We start from the raw sequence: 20382 nt of genomic DNA, 5'->3' as shown, positions 1-20382 counted from the left end.
TTTAGGAGAAATATTTCTATATTTGTCTGTAAATACTAAAACACACGTCTCGCATGAGAAAGCTAACCTTTTATCTGATAGTATGCGGATTTTCTTTATCCTGCTCTTTAATTTATGCCGATGGGTTTAACTTTTCGCAGATTAGTTCACGAAACGGGTTATCGCAAAATACCGTACGTGCCATTGCAACTGATAAAAATGGATTTATTTGGGCCGGTACACTTGACGGACTAAACCGTTATGATGGGTATAATATTCGTTCTTATCAATCACAGATCAGTAACCCTAATTCACTTGCTGATCACCGGATACGTGAACTGTTTGTTGACAGGGACGGACTACTGTGGGTGAAAACATACAAAGATGAATATAGCTGCTATAATCCGTTGACCGACTCCTTCATTCAACTGAGTGATGAGAAGGGGGTACCGCTTACGTATGCATGCTTGCATGAATCGGTGCGAGGGGAAATTTGGCTTTGGGGCTCAAACAACGGAGTGATACGAATACGCAAATGTAACGGAGGAAAGTTTCTACAGGAACGTATGTTAATGAAAAATCAAAAAAACGGGAGCAATTCTTTTCTATTTGAAGATTCGAAAGGAATAATCTGGTTAGGTGGAGAACATGGCCTGAAGATGGTGGTTCCCGGTAGGAGGCCGGTAGATTATGGTAGCCGTAAAAAGTATACGTTTACCAAGGCGGTAGAGGTAAATGGAAAAGTGTACTTTACAACGAAAGAATCAATCATTCTTATATATGATATGCAGACTCATCGTTTTCGCGAAGTGCTATGCAAACAATCGGCTGTTTTTTTTAATATGGCAGTTTTGGAAGGTTCTAATTTATTGTTGATAACTCAAAACAGGGGCTTACTTATTTATAATACAGAGAAGAAAGTGTTTGTTGATGTTCCTTTGAATAGTGACAAACAATTAAAGGGTGATTTGAGATTGGCTACTGACAGGAAGCATGGAATATGGTTATACAATTATTCGGGAATGGTGTGGTATTACAACCCACGGCGACATTCATGGAAGAAAATGAGATTATTTCCAGAGGAGATTGCACGTGTGGTGGATTTAGAACGCTATACTGTGTTTATGGATACGGAGGGGCTGGTATGGATTACGACCTATGGTAATGGTTTGTTTTGTTACGATGAACGTACGGATAAGTTAAGTCATTACCGCAATACGACTGATGCTAGCAGTTTGCCTTCGGATTATTTGCTTTGTGTAACAGAAGATCGATATGGGAATTTGTGGGTGGGTAGCGAGTATGCTGGAATCATTCGTATTGTAAAGACTCCCTCATATATTCGCTACGTGAGACCGGAACCTACTTCGATTATAGGGAAAACGAATAACGTAAGGACGCTTTGCGAAAGTTCACGAAAAGAAATATGGGTAGGAACGAAAAATGGTAGTTTGTATGTGTATGATGCCATGTTGACAAAAGCCCGTTGCATTGGCGAAGGAGTGAATCCGTATACAATGGTGGAGGATTCACGACAACGAATGTGGGTGGGGACTAAAGGAAACGGAGTTTATGTGTATGATGTGAATACGGGTAGGGAACTGGCTCATTTCAAACATCGCGAGAAAGATAATTCGTCGTTGAGTAACGATGTCGTTTTTCATATTCTGAAAGATAGCGAAAACCGTTTGTGGATAGGTTCTTTTGGTGGAGGATTGAATCTTGTGCAAGAAAGTGGTGGACAGGTTTCCTTCAAGAGATTTATTCAATCAATGGGTGATAAAAGTCTAATAAGGTGTTTGCATCAAGACCGAAGCGGAATGATATGGGCGGGAAGCAGCGACGGACTGATTTCTTTTAATCCGGAAAAGATACTCAAAAATAAAAATGCATTTGTGTGTTATAGGAAGGATCTGAAACAGGCATATTCACTGAGCAGTAATGACATTAAAACAATATACGAGGATAGTGAAGGGACGTTGTGGATAGGAACAGCAGGAGGTGGACTGAACAAATTACTTCACGAAGCAGGCGCGCTTAGATTCAAGTCGTTTACTGTTGTTAACGGGATGGTAGATAATTATGTACTAGGAATTCTGGAACACAAAAATGATTTATGGATAAGCAGTGAGAACGGCTTGTCGCGCTTTAATAAAAAACAGGAAACGGTAGTAACATATCAGTTTGCAGAAAAACCGTACGGAAACATATTCAATGAGGGGGCATATTATCATTGCAAAGAGGGAACAATGTTGTGGGGAGGTCTGGACGGAATGCTTGTGTTTAATCCTGATAAGTTTGTGCCAGATAAAAAGGTTCCGGATGTGTTGATAACCCGGTTGCAGGTTGATGGTGTTGACTGGAATACGTTGAAACCAAGCCCAGAAGCTCCTTCTGTAACGTACACAAATAGAGTGGAATTGAACTATCTACAAAATAGTTTATCCATTGATTTTGCTACGCTTTCACTGAAGAAACCCGGTAATAATATGTATACTTATTTTTTGGAAAACTATGATAGGAAATGGAGTGCTCCAACGCATGAAAACTCTGTAGGTTACAAAAATCTTCCACCGGGTTCTTATGTATTTCGGGTAAAGGGTGCTAATGCGGACGGAGTATGGAATGAGATTGAAACTTCGTTGGAATTAGTCATTTTGCCTCCTTTCTGGAAGTCGACACTCGCTTATTTCATTTATATCTTGATTACTTGTGGCTTGTTTTACTTGACTTTACGTTTGGTTATGAAATTTAATCGTCTGAATAATGCTGTTGAGGTAGAGAAGCAACTAACTAACCATAAACTGAGATTTTTCACTAACATCTCACATGAATTTCGTACTCCACTAACATTGATAAGGGGAGCTGTGGAAAATTTGAATGGTTATAGTGGCTTACCTTCTTCTATGGAAAAACAATTGTGTATCTTAAATCGTAATTCAATGAATTTAACGAGATTGATTGATCAACTGCTCGAATTCAGAAAGCTACAAAACGATATGCGTAAATTGGATCTGGAGGAGACGGATATGGTGGAGTTTGCTCACGATATTTACACCGGCTTTCAGGAATTGGCCAATCAGAAAAATATGAATTATCTATTTATAACAGAAGTGGATTCGTTATGTATTTTTCTAGATAGGAAGAAGTGTGATAAAATTTTATATAATTTACTGTCGAATGCATTTAAATTTACACCTCGTGGTGGAAGAATAGAATTAGTATTGAGATACGATAAGGGAACAGATTCTTGTGTTATTTCTGTTAAGGATAATGGAGTGGGCATTCCAAAAGAAAAACAAGATTTGTTGTTTAGCCGTTTTGCACAAATCAATTTTTCTTCCTCGGGTACAGGTATTGGATTGTCTCTTGTTAAGGAGTTTGTGGAAGTTCACAAAGGTAAGGTGAGTTATGATAGCAACATAGATGGAGGGTCTATTTTTACTGTGATATTGTCTGCTAGAAGAGATGTTTACGAAGGTGAAAATTTTCTTGAATCATCGGATTTACCAATGTTAGAAGTTGCAAAAGAAGAATTGTCCGGACCGATAGGTAAAATTGTTGTTAATGGCTTGATTCCTCCTGAAGATCCTAGTTTGGCAATGACTGGAAAAGTGCCTGCAGGATACCGCTTACTAATTATTGATGACAATGACGATATACGTATTTTTTTGCAAGATGCTTTTGCCAATTATATGGAGGTAGATGTGGCTGAAGATGGTGAGAATGGTCTAAATAAAGCGATAGAAAATAATCCTGATCTGATAATTTGTGATGTGATGATGCCGGTAATGGATGGATTTGAAGTAACTAGGAAGTTAAAAAGTGAGTTTCATACCTGTCACATACCCATTGTATTGCTTACGGCTCATTCGTCACCAGAACACCAGTTGGAAGGTATTGAGAGTGGGGCGGATGCCTACATAACTAAACCTTTCAGTCTGAAATATCTTGTGAAACGAGTGATGAAACTTATTGAACAGCGAGAACAACTAAAGAGACGTTTTTCTAAAGATTTCGTAATTGATGGTAGTTTAGTTGCTATTACCGATCGAGATCAAGACTTTATGGAACGCATTGAAAAGATTCTTGAAGATAATTACAAGGATGTGCATTTCACTATTGATCGCTTTGTGGAATTAGCAGACATGAAACGTACGCTGTTCTTTAAGAAAGTGAAGGGGATTACAGGTTTTTCCCCTAATGAACTGATTAAATTAAAAAGGCTTAATGAAAGTGCAGTCTTGTTAAGGCAAGGTAATTGGACTGTCTCGGAGGTTTCTTATAAAGTAGGTTTTGATGATCCTTATTATTTTAGCAAATGTTTTAAAGCGCACTTTAATTGTACCCCATCACGGTTTAAACAAGGTGATTATTGATTAAAACTGGTGATACATCTATAAAGAGAAAGCTCCCCACACGGAAAAACCGGTGGGGAGCTTTCTCTTTATAGATGTTTTTTATTTCTTATAGTATTTCATTGCTTCGGGAATGAGCTTCTGAATGTTGCTTACCCGAGTAGCATCTGAAGGGTGCGTACTCATAAACTCAGGTACTTTTTGTGTCCCTTGTGCAGACATGCGTTGCCAAAAGGATACGGCAGCTTGCGGGTTGTAACCGGCCATGGCAGTGAAGATAAGGCCAATTTGGTCGGCTTCGTTTTCGTTGGCACGCGAATAAGGGAGCATGACACCATATTGCGCCCCCAATCCATACACTGTTTGAGCTAGCTGCCTGGTTTGTGTCGTTTTACCGCTCAGGATCACATCGAGTGCCTGTCCGCCATATTGCATGACCATTTGCTGGCTGAGTCTTTCTGCTGAATGTTTGGCTACGGCATGTGCCACTTCGTGTCCCAGAACCACTGCCAACCCTTCTTCCGTTTGAGTAATGGGTAAGATGCCTTCGTTGACAACAATTTTACCTCCGGGCAAGCAGAATGCATTGGCTTCTGCATTTTTCACTAGTTTGAAAGTCCACGCAAACCCACTTATGTCAGCCTGGCGACCTTGTGATGTGAGATAGGTCTCTACTGCGCTCGCTATTTTCTTACCTACACGCACAACCATTTCGGTGTTTTTCTTGTCGGTAGAAAGGGTCGCTGTTTTCATGTAATCGGTGTAGCTTTGTTCACTCAGGCTCATCACCTGCTCGTCAGATACTAGCATGAGTTGCTTACGCCCTGTAAGTGCAACGCTGCTACAACTGCTGAGGATGGCGCAACTTGCTAGCAGGCACATCCATTGAATTCTGTCTTTTTTCATCGCTAAAGGTTGTTTTTTTGCAAATATATATTTTTTAATAAAGATACAAAAAAAACGGAGCACTAATTAGTACTCCGTTTCTATTATGATAGAATAAAATAATTATTCAAGTATCACTACGCGGTTAAGTTCTTTCTTGTTATAGAACATGTTATCTGTTCCACCATTAGCGATGATTTCCATCTGGTTGGGGTTAACACCTTCTGCTACGAGAGCATCATAAACCACTTTAGCACGTTTTTCGCTTAACTTCTGGTTGATGCGAGCACTTCCTGTAGCTTTGTCTGCATATCCTGCAATCTTATATTTCTTGTCAGGATTAGCTTTCATAGCCTTAGCAGCCAACAATAAGTTAACTTTACCTTGGTCGTTAAGCTTGCTTTTACCAATTTGGAAGAAGATAGCACGAGGTCCGGGAACCTGAACTTCTTTAACCACCTCTTTGGTTACAGTTTCTACTCTGCCGGCAGCATTCTTAGCAGCAGCCAACTCTTGTTGAGCGGCAGCCAATTCATTTCTGTATCTGTTTACTTCATCATTGATTGATTTTGTGTCAACAATAGAGTTGCATGATACGAAGTTTTTGCCACCAAATGTGTAAGTAACACCTGCTGTCAATGATACAGCTCCGTCAGTGTATGCACTGCTCTTGCGACCAAACATAGAAGGAGATACTTCACCACGTGCTTCGATGTTGATATCAAGGTATTTGTTCACATTGAACTGTCCCATCAAACCAACTGAACCGTTAATCAAAGCATTGATATCTTTTTGATCTCCGAATGTTTTAGCCCAAGTAAGACCAGGACCTGCAAAGGCAGATACAGTGAACAAACGATCGGGGTTGTAACCTGCGATGGCGTTTGTGATGTTATACAATCCATCGATACGGGTTGTCAGATAGTGCTTGTTCTTGATCTCATTGTAAGTACCACTCGGCATTCCATATTTAGAATAGAGGGTAGACCATAATCCGGCTGCCTGGAAACGAACACCCCATGTTGGGTTGAACAGTTTACCTACCGACAGATGAATCTGGGGAGTTATGGCATGTCCGAAGCCATAATCAAAGTTGTCAGGATTCACATTCAACTGAGCTCCCGCACCAACGCTGATAAAGATATTATCTTTGAATCTTTCAGAGAAGTATTTATCTTTGGCGCCGTTGCTTTGAGCCATCGCAGTTGATGCACCAGCCAACAGTAAGGATAATATTACTAATTTACTATTCATCACTTTTACTTTTTAATTTGGATAATTCATTCAACTTACTCGGTTGGGAGTTATTCAGCACTACCTGCACCACCACCGGCATTGCTTGAACCACCATGAGCATCGTGTGAATCGTGTGATTCGTAAACCGGTTCAATCACATAACTATTCGCAGTTCCCTGATATATTACAGTACCTGTAAGTCCGTCGAAGGTAAGTGTTTCTGTAGTCAACACACTTGTCTGTTTGAATCCGGTAATTGTTTTACCTAATACACCCGGAATGATGTATGAAATCAATTTAACTTGCAACCCATAAGTACGGTTCAGGTATTTAGAAGCTGAAGCTAACCAAATTTCTCCAGGAGTTAAGGCTTTTGTAGTAGCAGGGGTAATATTCGAATTAAAGCCGGTAAAGACTTCAATATTTACTGTAGCACTTTCTCCTGTAGCAACGCTAACCGGAGTATCTTCTGTAACTACGATATTACCATTTGTGTTTACTGTTACAGCAGCACCTGGCACTAAGCTTGTTACGGCACCCTTAAGTTCTTCTGCTTGTGCAGGCGTTCCCGGAGCTGTTTGTTCAGGCTGTGAATCAGCGACATCATTAGCGTCATATAAAACAACTTCTACATTGGCTAAACTAGTCTGACCTTTTTGAACTGCAACTAAATAAACTGTTCTGGCTACTTTTGCATATCCGTCTAAATCAACAGTTACAACATGTTGTCCGGCAGTGAGACCTTCTTTTATGAAAGCGCCATTAGAGTCGGTCTGTATAGTTCCACCATCAATTGTGACTGTTTTATTAGCAACCGGCTCGCCATTTTTAGCAAAGTATACATTACCCACAATGACATAGGCTGCATCTGGTAAAACCACAGGAGGTGTCACGTCAACTTCTTCTTTCTCATAGCAACTTGTAAAAAGGGCGCTACAAATTGCCAACAGGTAAAGCGCTGATTTTGCGCTCAAACCGAATAATTTACTTTTCATTTTCATCTCAAAAAAAATTAAAATTGATAATTCTGATTTAATTATAACGTTTACGTACAATAGTTTGCAATAGTCTTTAAACATTGTATAACGCAAAAGTAGTTATTTTTTTAAGAACGCAAAGGAATTTTCATAAAAAAAATACTTTTTGACCTATAAATGTTATTTTAAATTTCAATTATAACTAAAAACTGCTTATTTAATGTATTTCAGTAAAACACAATGTGATACACTTTATTTTATGAAACACATATTGATGCAGTTTTGTTTCGATATAATCTCTTCACCGGCAGGACAACTCAGGAAAACACAAAGGAAATCTCCGAATTATTATATATATTATTAATTCTATATTATATTGTGGGCATATTATGTTCGTTTCAATAAAAGTATGGTCTTGTAAACTGTTTATTATCAGTGTATTATGTGCCTAAATTTGTGTGCGAAATCATGTGCGCTTTTTCATGGTTAATTATCAATACAACATCAGCCTTTCAGGATGCTTTGATGCCACTGAAAGGCTGATGTTATTTCGAGCCCGGAAGAGTTCTTTCTTTTATCTTAATTTATCAGACAACGAGTTTTTGTCTACACCGAATTTCTCTTCATGGTGTGTTTTTCCTTTGGGTTCGATGTGCACAATGATATCATATACATCCACGGTTTCTTTGATATTGTGTTCTACTTTGTTGCCTATTTCATGGGCTTCATTGAGAGAAAGAGTACCGTCAACCTCAATATCAAGCGAAATCATGTACAGATTGCCTAGTTGGCGTGAGCGTACTCTGTGCGGATTAACAGCACCGGGCACGCGATCTACCGCATCGAAAATTTTGCTGTACACAGAGGTGTCTTTGACGCCGTCCATCAGCACCACATTGGTCTCCATGAAAATGTCTATGGATGATTTAATAATATATAAACTGATGAGCAGGCCCGTAATTGAGTCAAGGATTGGCATTTTTAATATGAATGTAAAGAAGAGTCCGCATAGTACGCCAGTTGATATGATGACATCGTTTCGCATGTTTTTGGCGTTGGCAATAAGCATGACGCTTCCGGCTTTTTTCCCTTGGCGAAATTGGTAATAGGCTAACCCCAATTTACCAATGATAGATAACAGGGTGACGTAGATTGCAATGGTAGAGGGTAGTTCCCGGGGCACGGCAAAGATAATACTTTTTCCCGTTGACAGTAGCATTTGCATACCTGCAAAGAAGATGACGAAAGAGAGTACTTTGGCGGCTACACTGTCGGCTTTTTCATACCCGTATGCATAGTTCGAGTTGGGTGGGCGGCTAACAATTCGTGCGGTGAATAGGGTTACGATGGAGATAACCACATCTGTGGCTGAGTCAATACCATCACCCAACACGGCCAAGCTACCTGCAAATATGCCGACTCCCATCTTTAAGATGGAAAGAATTGCATTACCGATGATACTGATCCATGAGGCACGGATTAAAATCTGCTCTCTTTCTTTCATTGATTTTTGTGATTTTGTGAATGTCTGCAAAGATAATGTTTTGGATTGTTTTTTTTCTGTATATTTGCAAACTTTTAATTAGATAGATGTACAACTCCAAATACATTTTAGAATAGAAATATGGTTATTGCAATTGATTTTGATGGTACTATTGTTGAACATAGGTATCCGGAGATAGGAAAAGAAATTCCTTTTTCAGTAGAAACACTTAAAATGCTACAACAGGACAGACATAAACTTATTTTATGGACAGTGCGCGAAGGTCATTTACTCGATGAGGCTGTGCAATGGTGCAAGGAAAGAGGTTTGGAATTTTATGCCGTTAACCGCGATTATCCCGAAGAAACTCGTGAGGATAGAGGATTCTCTCGTAAGCTGAAAGCTGACATGTTTATTGATGATCGGAATTTAGGCGGCTTGCCAGATTGGGGGTTGATTTATCGCATTATTAAAGAAAAAGTAAGCTTTGAAGAAATTTATCGGGATAATGCAATGCCTATTCAGAAGGATAGGAAAAAGAAATGGTGGTTTTAAGCTTCTTTGTTGCTTTTCAATAAACATCTACATAACAAGAATGTCGCTTTGCTTAATTATTCCATAAAAAGCAAAGCGACATTTTTGTTGATCCGTATTTCTTGTATTTATGGCAACACAAGTTTCATAACGAAACCTCCGCCGGGGGCCATGTGTATGTTTACCGGACTTATTGTTTCAAGCTCTTTCTTGGTATAATCGCGGGCTGAACGATGCGCGTTGACTCCGTCTTTGAACATGACACCACGGAATGATGCATTGTTCAGGAAGCTGAAGTCGACCGTTACATCTCGTTCGGTCCAGTTGGTAATGCCTCCTATGTACCACACATTGCCTTTGCGACGGGCGGTAACGATGTATTCACCCATTTGCCCATCCAGTACGCGGGTTTCATCCCATACGGTAGGAATCTGAGTAATAAATTCCAGCGATTCGGGCTCGCGCATGTAATTAGACGGATTGTCGCATAACATATTAAAAGGTGACTCGAGTATCGTGTAAAGAGCTAACTGATGACACCGCGTGCCTTGACTCATCGGTTCTGAATTACAGGGGAAGTAACTGTTGCGGGCTGTGTTGCGCATCGCTCCTTGTGTGTAATCCATCGGACCGGCCACTTGGCGGATAAAGGGAATGGTCACATCATATTTCATTTGGTCAACCGATGCAGGACTCCATTTCATTTGTTCGAGTCCGTGTACACCCTCAAAGTTGAGTACATTAGGGTATGTCCTGTTCATCCCGGCCGGTTTGTACATGCCGTGAAGATCAAGGATCAGTTTATAACGGGCACAAGTCTCTGCCGCACGTTGGTTGAAGGCTACTATTTCCTGATCATCGCGGTCCATGAAGTCGACTTTAAATCCTTTTACTCCCATAGCGGAGTAATGTTTGCAGATGTTTTCCATATCGCGGTTAAATGCGTGAAAGCCGGCCCATAGGATGATGCTTACCTGACGCGCCTCGGCGTAATCGATCAGCTCTTTGATGTCGATATCTTTCACTACCTGCATTAAATCGGCTTCTCCGTTAACGGACCATCCCTCGTCTAATATCACGTACTCCATGTGGTGCTTAGACGCAAAGTCTATGTAATATTTATAGGTTGGGTTGTTGACTCCCGAAACGAAGTCAACTCCGTCAATATTCCAGTCATTCCACCAGTCCCATGCTACTTTCCCCGGTTTGATCCATGAGATGTCTTTTAGTCGTGACGGACTTGCCAGCTTGTATGTCATGTCGCTTTCGGCCAACTGAGTGTCATTGCCGGTTATGATCATTGTTCTCCACGGAAATGTACGTGCTCCTTCAACGCGGGCAAGGTATGACTCGCGGGCGGTGACAAAGAATTGTAAGTTGTTGTGCCCTCCCTGAACGGTTGTTTTAGGGTATGCGGGTTGCACGCCGCTTAAGGAGTTACCACCTTCTGCACTGCTGAGGTAAAGCCCTGGGTAATTTTCTAAATCAGCTTCGGTAATACATATTTTTGTTCCATTTTTAGTCTGCACGACCAAAGGAAGAAACATCAGCCTTTTCTTGTTCAATTCAGAAAGAGGCAAGGTGGTGTAGGTGTTTTCAAAGGAATTATGAAACTGAGATTCATAGTTACCGTCTTCACCGCGCGCTACGTAAGGTACGGTTGCCATCAGATCATCCGGGAAATTATAACGAACCGTTTCCTTTTCAATATGGAACGGCTTTTTTGAATGATTTACAAACCGGTAAGCGACTCCATCGTCATAGGCTCTGAATTCGATGCTCCATTGTTTTCCCAGACTGAGTTTGAGTTCATTGTAGTGATCGTTTATTTCACTCTTCCGATAAAAAGGAGAGGGGATCGTTTGTTTTATTTGCTGAATTTTTCCTTTTGCCGATTTTACTTGAGGCGCCTCTACGCTTCCTGTGGTTGGAGTTAACGCGATCGGAGAGGCTAGTAATATGTTTTCTTGTTTATAATCAACGGAGTAAGTTAATTCATTCCCCGTTTGTATCGTTGTAACCAAGTGCCCGTCGGGTGACGTTAGTTTAAAGCTCTTTTGGGCGTAGGTAGTGCTGCCGATGCCAACAAACACTATCCAGAGTAATTCTTTGATTCTGATTGTCATGATGTATATCGTTTTATCTGATTACCAATTGTCTGTACGGAAAGGGAATACAGGCTGTTCTCTGTGGTTGTGCAGATTGCCCGGTTGAAAGTTCTTGAATGCATATCTTACGGCTACCGGTTGGGGTACTTGATCACTGCTTACAATGATGTGCTTATTCCAGTCGACCTCAGCCACAGCCGGATAAAATACTTTATTGGCTCCTGCTACTTCAAAGCCCTCAATGCCATTCATCCGGCTGAAACCTTCGGGTGCGTTACTGAAACGAATGATGGCTTTACCGTCTTTTATCTCCATGGACTGGTAAATGGGCCCTTGATCAACAATGCCTTTCACACCATAGGTTCTGGTCAGTGCCAGGTAGCATAGGCGTTTGCCCACTGTTGTTTTGTTACGCGGATGTATGTTGCGAGCTTCGAAAGGTTCCACTAAATCATTGGTTGAAATCATGCCACTGGATGGGATAAGCTCTTGTGCTTTGAATTGGGCTTCACGCAAAAGAGCACCTAATATATTGTCTCCATATTCATAGGGGGCGATTTCTGCAAAATAAAATGGAAGTGTTCCCAATCCCCATTCTTCTCTCCATAGATTTACCATGGTGGCCAATCTTTGTGCATAGGTATTGTGTTTTCCCAGATTTGATTCGCCCTGGTACCAAAGGAAGCCTTTGATGGTGTAGTTTTGTAGTGGTTTTAGCATTCCGTTGTACATAATCATCGGTTTCATGTATTCAGGTCCTTCGTTGCCGGATGCCTGTTTGATGTCAATGTCTGAATAATTGTTTAAGATTTCTTTGGGTAGCCACCCTTCAACGGTGGAGCCTCCCCAGCTGCAATTAATGATTCCCACCGGAATATTCAATGTCTGGAAGAGTGTTGTTGCAAAGTGAAAGGCTGTTGCACTAAACCATTGGGCGTTTTCCGGAGTCGATTCCATCCATTTTCCTTCGCAGGATTCCTGAGGGGTGAGTGCAGCCTTTTTTGCGATGGTCGCAACGCGTATGCCTGCTTTGTACTTACTTGCCATAGCGATCGTTTCGTTGGCTCCGAGGATGGGACAGTTCGTGAATCCGTTTAATGGCATTTCCATGTTGGATTGTCCCGAACAAAACCAGACTTCACCGATGAGTATATTCGTTAACTCCATCACTTCGCCATCAGACAGTTTGATGGTTTGCGGAGTAAAGCTTGCTTTAGGAGTTGGAATCGAAATGATCCATTTACCGTCAGTTTCGACCTTGGTTGTATACGTCTCTGAGTTCCAAGATGTTTTTACGCTTAGGGTTGCATGGGCCTTGGCTTTTCCCCAGAGTTTAACTTTTGTATTTTGCTGTAGTACCATGTTGTTGCCAACAATGTCAGGCAGTACGACTTTGGCCTGTCCACCTAAAATTCCCAGCAATAAAGTTGCTGCAAAAAAGAGTTTTCTTTTCATCATAATATTCGTTTAACAAATGGTTTAATTCTATCTGGTTACGAAAATAGGTATAAAAATTTAATTCAACCTCATTATGAAACTAAAGTATGACAATTAATTAAGAAAGTATTATTCTGAGCAGTTGTGAAAGTGAATTTTTTTTATTAAGTTTGCATTATTAATGAAAAACATTTATGAAAGCACGTATCATCCTCTCTTCATTATTCTTCCTCTTACTTACGAGTACATGGCCCTTGATGGCCCAAGACAGTTATATGTTCAAACACCTTGATACGAAGAATGGACTCTCTAACAGCCAGGTTAACTATATATTCAAAGATAGTAAAGGGTTTATGTGGTTTGGAACGGCTAGCGGATTAAACAGGTATGATGGATATAATTATAAAATATTCAGGCATAAAGAGAGTATCGGTCATTCTATTGCAGATAACTTTGTTGATTTGATTCAAGAGGATGCTGATGGCAATCTTTGGATACATACAGGAGTGGGGTATGTGTTTTTTGACTCTAAAAAAGAAGTTTTTGTTAACAACTTGGCGGAAATCATGAAAGGATTCGGCATCAATCATATTCCCTCCGTAGTTTATATTGATGAGGATAAGAACTTTTGGTTTTATGTGATGAATTTGGGGGGATTTTCTTATCTGACCAAAACCAAAACGCTGCACTTCTATCCTCAGAATCAGAAGAATGGTTTGAGCAAAGGGCTGGTAACGTGTATTCGTACGTTAAAAGACAAGGGCGTTTTTCTTTTTGATAACGGTGCCGTAGATATTGTTGATAAAAATTCGTCGCGGATTGTGATGCAGAATCATTTCATGATGGTCTCAACTCAGTACTATTGGTCCGATAAGTATTCTCTTTTTATTGATTCTGACGGTGATTTCTGGATTTATTCTAAAGGGGCTTCCGGCGTATGGGTCTGGTACCGAAAGAGTAATCGCTGGGAGCATTACAGCAATGGAAAGCAGAGTAAGCCATACCGATTGTCGAGCGATGTGGTACAAGATATCACTCAGGATGTTCATGGCAAGATCTGGCTGGCAACTGATCACGGAGGAGTGGACATCATTGATAAAAGAAAAGGTTCTCTGGTGAACTTGAAAAATAATTTGGCGGATGATAGGAGTTTATCGCACAACAGCATCAATTGCGTGTATTGTGATGATGTAGGAATTGTTTGGATCGGTACTTATAAAAAAGGTGTGTCATATTACAGTGAGAGTACTTTTAAATTTGGAGTTGAGCATTTTACATCTTTGCAAAACATTGGTAATTTTGAGAGTGATATTACGTATATTGAGGAGGATGGAAAAGGTAATTTATGGGTTGGCACCAATGGAAGTGGACTTATTCAGATAAACAGACTGACCGGAGAAAAAACTATTTTTAAAAATAATCCGAGTGATGCTTCTTCTTTGTCGGCAGACGTGATAGTTGGGTTGTGCCAGGCTTCTGATGGGAAACTTTGGATTGCAACTTACCTGGGCGGACTGAACTGTTTTGACGGGAGAAAATTTATTCGATACAATCACAATCCGAAGAATCCTAATTCATTGGTTAATAATAATGTCTGGTCTGTTGTGGAAGACGAGAAGGGTATGATATGGATTGGCACCTTGGGAGGTGGGCTTCAGATGTTGAATCCGGCAACCGGAAAGTTTATTACTTATCAGGCCGATAAATATCTGACTTCTAATTATGTATCGTCTCTCTTTCTGGGTAAAAACAGGAAAATGTTTATTGGTACTGCCATCGGACTGACGGTGTTCGACATGAATAAAGGGAGTTTCGAACGGTTTAACGGTAATCGTGCCGGTACTCAGCAGTTTTCCAGTTTGAACGTGAATCAGGTTTATGAGGATAGCCGGGGGCTTTTATGGGTAGCCACTCGAGATGGCTTGAATATATTCAATTTTCAACAGGACCAAATCAGGATTTTAAGAAAGGCTGACGGCTTGGCTGATGATATTATATGTGCTATCGTAGAGGATCAGCATAAAAATATGTGGATAACTACGGCCAATGGAGTATCTAATGTGGTGGTTTCTGAAGACCCCAAAACCAGAGACTACAAGTATTCGTTTAATAACTATGATTCGAAAGACGGATTACAAGGCAATGAGTTTAACATTCGTTCCATAGCAGGCACCCGGAATGGTGAAATTATTATGGGAGGCTTGCGAGGGTTAAATTATTTTTTCCCCGATAAGATAAAATATAACCAGATATTGCCCAAAGTGAGTTTCACGGGTATCACCCTTTTTAATGAAGAAGTACAAATTGACTCCGTGTATAGCGGACATAAAATATTAGTTGCTGCATTAAATAAAACGAATAAGGTAGAATTGAAGTATCGTCAGAATGTATTTTCGATTTCTTTTTCCGGAATGGATTACATTTTACCCGAAAAATGTCGTTTCGCTTATATGCTCGAAGGTTTTAATCCTGACTGGTTGTATGTTGACGGCAGTGTACATGAGGTTACTTATACTAATTTGGCTCCGGGAACCTACACGTTTAAAGTCAAAGCGGCTAATAGTGATGGGTATTGGAATGAAGAAGCTGCTACGTTGACTATTGTTATCCGTCCCCCGTTTTGGAGAACCTATTGGGCGTATGCTTTGTATGGTTTGTTATTGGTGGGTTTGTTGATCTTGGCTCGCAGAATGGTGTTGAGAGCTGAACGAAATAGGTTTAGGATACGACAAATAGAGATGGAGGCTGAACGAAAGCATGAGCTTGACGACATGAAATTACGTTTCTTTACGAATGTAAGTCATGAATTGCGTACTCCGCTTACACTGATTATTTCACCCATAGACGGGCTGATTAAAAGCATGGAGAGCGAAGAACACAAGCAGAAATTAATGGTGATGAAACGCAATGCATTCCGGTTGCTGAATTTGGTAAATGAAATCTTGGACTTCAGGAAAAGTGATGTACAGGGTAATGTGTTGAAGCCTGTCACTGCCGACGCGATGGCTTGCATACGCAATGCTTGTCTTTCATTTGCCGACTTGTCGGATAAGAAAAATGTTAAGCTTTCTCTGAAATCAGCTATCCATGCTCTTAACATGGATTTTGATGAAGATAAATTGAATAAAATACTGATGAATCTTTTGTCGAACGCGTTTAAATTTACGGATGCCGGGGGCAGGGTTGATGTGGTCGTTTGCCTGAGTCAGGAGGAAGGGAATGCTGATCTATCGCTTCAGGTCAGTGTGGCAGACACGGGTATTGGTATAAAAGATGAGGATAAGCAGCGCATATTCGACCGTTTTTATCAGGTGCAACACGGTGATGCTCACGACTTTGGAGGTAGTGGCATCGGTTTGCATATGGTGAAAGAATTTGTGAATTTACACGGCGGACAAATACAAATCACTGATAATGTGGGAGGGGGAAGTGTTTTTACTTTCACTATCCCTGTCGTCAATGCTCAGGAATCATTTGATTGGATGGAAAAGGGCGCGATGACTGAAGAAGTTATTATTGATGGAAAAGATACGGCTAGCAATGCTTTTAAACAAAACACTCCTGAATTGTCAGGCAAAGATATTCCGTTGCTGCTGATTGTGGATGACAATGAAGATTTTCGCTCATTTATGAAAGAGAGTTTGAGTGGTTATTACCGAATTAGGGAAGCACGGAACGGGCGTGAGGCATGGGAGATGATTCCTGATTTGCAGCCGGATCTCATCATTAGTGATGTAATGATGCCTGAGATGGATGGAACCGAGTTGTGCAGCATGGTTAAAAATGATGTGAGAACGTCTCACATTCCACTCATTTTACTGACCGCCCGTACTGCAGAGGAACATAAACTTGAAGGATTAGAGATTGGTGCTGATGATTATATAACCAAACCATTTAATTTTGAAATACTTTCTTTACGCATCAAAAAGATGCTTGAGTTTAGAGAGGTAAGAAGGTCTAAATTTACTAAACAGATTGATCCTGAACCTAGCGAGATAACGATTACTCCATTGGATGAGAAACTGATTAAAAAGGCAATTCTTTATGTTGAAAACAATATTTCACGTAGTGAACTGTCAGTTGAAGAACTGAGCCGTGAACTGGGTATGAGTCGTGTACATCTTTATAAAAAATTGATTCATATAACAGGAAAGTCGCCGGTAGAGTTTATTCGTACACTCAGATTAAAACGAGCGGCTCAGCTATTGCGCGAAAGTCAGATGAATATTTCTGAAATAGCTTATGAGGTAGGATTCAATAACCCAAAGTATTTCAGCAAATACTTCAAAGATGAATTCGGAATGCTGCCTTCAGCTTACATGGCAGAAATGAAAAAAGAGCCGGGAAATCATCTCGTTCTCTAGGATTTAACAATATATGCCCTGATGGGAAACAATTAAAATACCTCTTCTAAACAAAAGGCACCTGTCTATAATACAAAGTGAATGCTCCAGTTGAGTTGTTATTCGTATTTTTGTTACGCTAATAATTATCCTATTATAATTTTTAAACTTTAAAATAATGAAGAACACGCACTGGTTGTTGATAGCAGGATTGTTTTTTGCTTCGTGTGCCTCACCGGGGTACGAAAGAACGGATGAGGGTGTATTGATCCGTCTGGATCAAAAAGAATCAACGGACTCCCGGCTGGTTAGATTGAATGTGGTAAATAGTAAGATCATTCATGTATCAGCTACTCCAAAGAAATCTTTCTCCAAAGAAAAAAGTCTGATCGTTGTTCCACAAGAAAAATTCAGTGATTTCTCTGTGGAAGAGAAGAATGATGATGTGGTGGTGAGCACGGCCGACTTGAAGGCTGTAGTTAGCCTTAAGACTGGTGAAGTACAGTTCTTTGATGCTTCGGGGAAGATCCTTCTTCGCGAAAATGAGGGAGGAGGCAAACGTTTTGATCCGGTTACAGTGGAGGCCACAGATGGGTATGCCCTTAAACAGTCGTTTGAATCTCCGGATGATGAGGCGTTTTACGGATTAGGGCAGCATCAGGCGGATGAATTCAACTACAAAGGTAAAAACGAATCTCTTTTTCAATACAATACCAAGGTTTCAGTTCCTTTTGTCTTATCAAATAAAAACTATGGGATATTATGGGATAATTATTCATTGAGCAGATTTGGTGATGAAAGAGATTATGCCCAGTTAGATGAAACCTTTACACTTTATGATAGTAAAGGTGTCAAAGGCGGTCTCACCGGCACATACGTACCCGGCGCGAATAGGAAGGCTCAACCTGTGGTTCGTACGGAAAAGAATATCTATTTTGAAGATATAAAAACAATCCTGAATTTGCCCAAGGATTTTCCATTTGACGGTTCAAAGGTGACGTACGAGGGAGAGATTGAGGCTAAAGAAGACGGTGCTTATCGTTTTCAACTTTATTATGCGGGTTACGTAACCGTATACTTAGACAACAAAGAAGTGGTGCCCGAACGTTGGCGTACGGCCTGGAATCCCAATAGCTATAAGTTCTCCGTGAATATGCAAGCCGGTAAACGCGTGCCGTTACGAATTCAATGGCGCCCCGATGGAGGTGTCTCTTATTGCGGATTACGTGCTCTTTCGCCGGTAACCGACAAAGAGCAGAATAAGCTGGCTTTGTATAGTGAGATGGGTGATGAAATTGATTATTACTTCGTGGCCGGTCATTCAATGGATGACGTGATCAGTGGTTACAGAAGGCTGACTGGAAAATCGCAGATCATGCCTAAGTGGGCCATGGGATATTGGCAAAGTAGAGAAAGGTATAAAACGCAGGACGAAATTCTGGGAGTGCTCAAAGAGTTTAGAAAAAGACAAATTCCTATTGATAATATTGTGCTTGACTGGAACTATTGGCCTGAAGATGCATGGGGTAGCCATGAATTTGACAAAGCGCGTTTCCCCGATCCTAAAGGAATGGTTGATTCCATTCACCAAATGCATGCGAAGATGATGATTTCTGTGTGGCCTAAGTTCTATGTTACCACTGAACATTATAAAGAGTTTGACAGAAAGGGATGGATGTATCAGCAAGCCGTGAAAGACAGTATACGAGATTGGGTAGGTCCGGGTTATGTGGGTTCATTTTATGACGCCTACAGTGCCGAAGCACGTAAGCTTTTCTGGAAGCAAATGGAAGATCATTTGTATCCGTTGGGGATTGATGCCTGGTGGATGGATGCGAGCGAACCGAATGTGCGCGACTGCACCGATATGGAATATAGAAAGGCCTTGTGCGGTCCTACGGCATTGGGTCCTTCAACCAAGTACTTCAATGCATATGCTCTGATGAATGCGGAAGCTATTTATGACGGACAGCGTGGTACTGATCCAGATAAACGTGTATTCTTGCTTACGCGTTCGGGCTTTGCGGGGCTTCAACGATATTCTACTGCTACCTGGAGTGGCGATATTGCTACTCGCTGGGAAGATATGAAAGCGCAGATTTCTGCCGGCTTAAACTTCTCAATGAGTGGCATCCCTTATTGGACGATGGATATTGGTGGCTTTTGTGTAGAAAAACGTTATGAGAAAGGACAATATGAATTTAACGCCACCGGAAAAGAGAATGCTGATTACAAAGAATGGAGAGAACTGAACACGCGTTGGTATCAGTTTGGAGCATTTTGTCCTCTGTTCCGTGCTCACGGACAGTTCCCCTATAGAGAGGTATGGAACATTGCTCCCGAAGGACACCCGGCTTATCAGTCTATTGTTTATTATACTCAATTGCGTTATCGTTTGATGCCTTATATTTACTCCTTGGCAGGAATGACTTATTTCAATGATTATACAATCATGAGGGCCTTGGTCATGGATTTTGGTAAAGATACCCAGGTGAATAATATTGGTGATCAATATATGTTTGGACCATCGGTGATGGCCTGTCCGGTATATGAATATGGTGCACGTAAAAGAAATGTCTATTTCCCTGCTACCACAGGCTGGTATGACTTTTACAGTGGTAAGCATTTGGCGGGTGGACAGCTCCTTTCAGTGGAAGCACCATACGAACGTATGCCACTGTATGTGCGCGAAGGTGCTATTGTGCCTTTTGGTCCTGATATGCAGTACACCACCGAGAAACAACCAGTAAACATCAAGATTTATGTTTATGCAGGGAAAAATGGAAGCTTTACGTTGTATGAAGATGAAGGGGTGAACTATAATTATGAAAAAGGAAAGTATTCAATGATTCCTTTTATTTATAACGATGCGACACGTTCGCTGATAATAGGGACCCGTGAAGGCAGTTTTGATGGCATGTTGAACAAGCGTACATTCGAAGTGGTATTTGTCAATAAAACAAATGCGGCGGGCATTGAAAAAGAGGTAAAAGGCAAAACGGTTTCTTATGAAGGAAGTGAAATCATGATAAAGCTTTGATT

The 20382-nt window shown here is 40.7% G+C and carries 10 protein-coding genes; 4 read left to right on the top strand and 6 right to left on the bottom strand.

Annotation, left to right across the window (positions count from 1 at the left end):
• Positions 1 to 53 precede the first annotated feature (53 nt).
• Complete coding sequence (locus C511_RS0108600; RefSeq protein WP_027318052.1) at positions 54 to 4358, top strand: hybrid sensor histidine kinase/response regulator transcription factor; 4305 nt, start codon at positions 54 to 56, stop codon at positions 4356 to 4358.
• Positions 4359 to 4439: 81 nt separating this feature from the next.
• On the opposite strand, the gene C511_RS0108595 is transcribed toward C511_RS0108600, so the two are convergent.
• From C511_RS0108595 to C511_RS0108580, 4 genes are all read right to left on the bottom strand, one after another.
• On the bottom strand, positions 4440 to 5243 hold the full coding sequence (locus C511_RS0108595; RefSeq protein WP_024996564.1) for a M48 family metallopeptidase: 804 nt from the start codon (positions 5241 to 5243) through the stop codon (positions 4440 to 4442).
• Positions 5244 to 5345: 102 nt separating this feature from the next.
• Complete coding sequence (locus C511_RS0108590; protein WP_024996563.1) at positions 5346 to 6476, bottom strand: OmpA family protein; 1131 nt, start codon at positions 6474 to 6476, stop codon at positions 5346 to 5348.
• Between the two features lie 50 nt (positions 6477 to 6526).
• On the bottom strand, positions 6527 to 7459 hold the full coding sequence (locus C511_RS0108585; protein ID WP_158332558.1) for a carboxypeptidase-like regulatory domain-containing protein: 933 nt from the start codon (positions 7457 to 7459) through the stop codon (positions 6527 to 6529).
• Positions 7460 to 8009: 550 nt separating this feature from the next.
• The gene (locus tag C511_RS0108580) at positions 8010 to 8939 is read right to left on the bottom strand and encodes a cation diffusion facilitator family transporter (protein ID WP_024996561.1); all 930 of its coding nucleotides are present in this window, start codon (positions 8937 to 8939) and stop codon (positions 8010 to 8012) included.
• Positions 8940 to 9059: 120 nt separating this feature from the next.
• Between C511_RS0108580 and C511_RS0108575 the strand changes: the two genes are divergently transcribed.
• Positions 9060 to 9473: a BT0820 family HAD-type phosphatase gene (locus tag C511_RS0108575; protein WP_024996560.1), complete on the top strand. Its 414-nt coding sequence runs from the start codon at positions 9060 to 9062 to the stop codon at positions 9471 to 9473.
• A gap of 107 nt (positions 9474 to 9580) precedes the next feature.
• Here C511_RS0108575 and C511_RS0108570 read toward each other — a convergent pair whose 3' ends face one another.
• On the bottom strand, positions 9581 to 11578 hold the full coding sequence (locus C511_RS0108570) for a glycoside hydrolase family 97 protein (RefSeq protein WP_034782034.1): 1998 nt from the start codon (positions 11576 to 11578) through the stop codon (positions 9581 to 9583).
• Positions 11579 to 11599: 21 nt separating this feature from the next.
• Complete coding sequence (locus C511_RS0108565; protein ID WP_024996558.1) at positions 11600 to 13015, bottom strand: sialate O-acetylesterase; 1416 nt, start codon at positions 13013 to 13015, stop codon at positions 11600 to 11602.
• A 176-nt stretch (positions 13016 to 13191) separates the two neighbouring features.
• On the opposite strand from C511_RS0108565, the gene C511_RS0108560 reads away from it, so the two are divergent.
• Together C511_RS0108560 and C511_RS0108555 are read left to right on the top strand one after the other, a co-directional pair.
• A complete protein-coding gene (locus tag C511_RS0108560) occupies positions 13192 to 17361 on the top strand; it encodes a hybrid sensor histidine kinase/response regulator transcription factor (protein WP_027318050.1) in 4170 nt (1389 codons plus the stop codon).
• 157 nt (positions 17362 to 17518) lie between these two features.
• A complete protein-coding gene (locus tag C511_RS0108555; RefSeq protein WP_024996557.1) occupies positions 17519 to 20380 on the top strand; it encodes a TIM-barrel domain-containing protein in 2862 nt (953 codons plus the stop codon).
• Positions 20381 to 20382: the final 2 nt, after the last annotated feature.

It is taken from the genome of Bacteroides graminisolvens DSM 19988 = JCM 15093, from assembly GCF_000428125.1.
Classification (GTDB): Bacteria; Bacteroidota; Bacteroidia; order Bacteroidales; family Bacteroidaceae; genus Bacteroides; species Bacteroides graminisolvens.
This window is presented reverse-complemented; position numbering and strand designations above follow the sequence as displayed.

What these genes read in the sequence shown, in the direction of transcription:
- C511_RS0108600 (WP_027318052.1), top strand. Translation starts at nt 54, where the DNA reads ATGAGAAAGCTAACCTTTTATCTGATAGTATGCGGATTTTCTTTATCC.
- C511_RS0108595 (WP_024996564.1), bottom strand. Translation starts at nt 5,243, where the DNA reads ATGAAAAAAGACAGAATTCAATGGATGTGCCTGCTAGCAAGTTGCGCC.
- C511_RS0108590 (WP_024996563.1), bottom strand. Translation starts at nt 6,476, where the DNA reads ATGAATAGTAAATTAGTAATATTATCCTTACTGTTGGCTGGTGCATCA.
- C511_RS0108585 (WP_158332558.1), bottom strand. Translation starts at nt 7,459, where the DNA reads ATGAAAATGAAAAGTAAATTATTCGGTTTGAGCGCAAAATCAGCGCTT.
- C511_RS0108580 (WP_024996561.1), bottom strand. Translation starts at nt 8,939, where the DNA reads ATGAAAGAAAGAGAGCAGATTTTAATCCGTGCCTCATGGATCAGTATC.
- C511_RS0108575 (WP_024996560.1), top strand. Translation starts at nt 9,060, where the DNA reads ATGGTTATTGCAATTGATTTTGATGGTACTATTGTTGAACATAGGTAT.
- C511_RS0108570 (WP_034782034.1), bottom strand. Translation starts at nt 11,578, where the DNA reads ATGACAATCAGAATCAAAGAATTACTCTGGATAGTGTTTGTTGGCATC.
- C511_RS0108565 (WP_024996558.1), bottom strand. Translation starts at nt 13,015, where the DNA reads ATGAAAAGAAAACTCTTTTTTGCAGCAACTTTATTGCTGGGAATTTTA.
- C511_RS0108560 (WP_027318050.1), top strand. Translation starts at nt 13,192, where the DNA reads ATGAAAGCACGTATCATCCTCTCTTCATTATTCTTCCTCTTACTTACG.
- C511_RS0108555 (WP_024996557.1), top strand. Translation starts at nt 17,519, where the DNA reads ATGAAGAACACGCACTGGTTGTTGATAGCAGGATTGTTTTTTGCTTCG.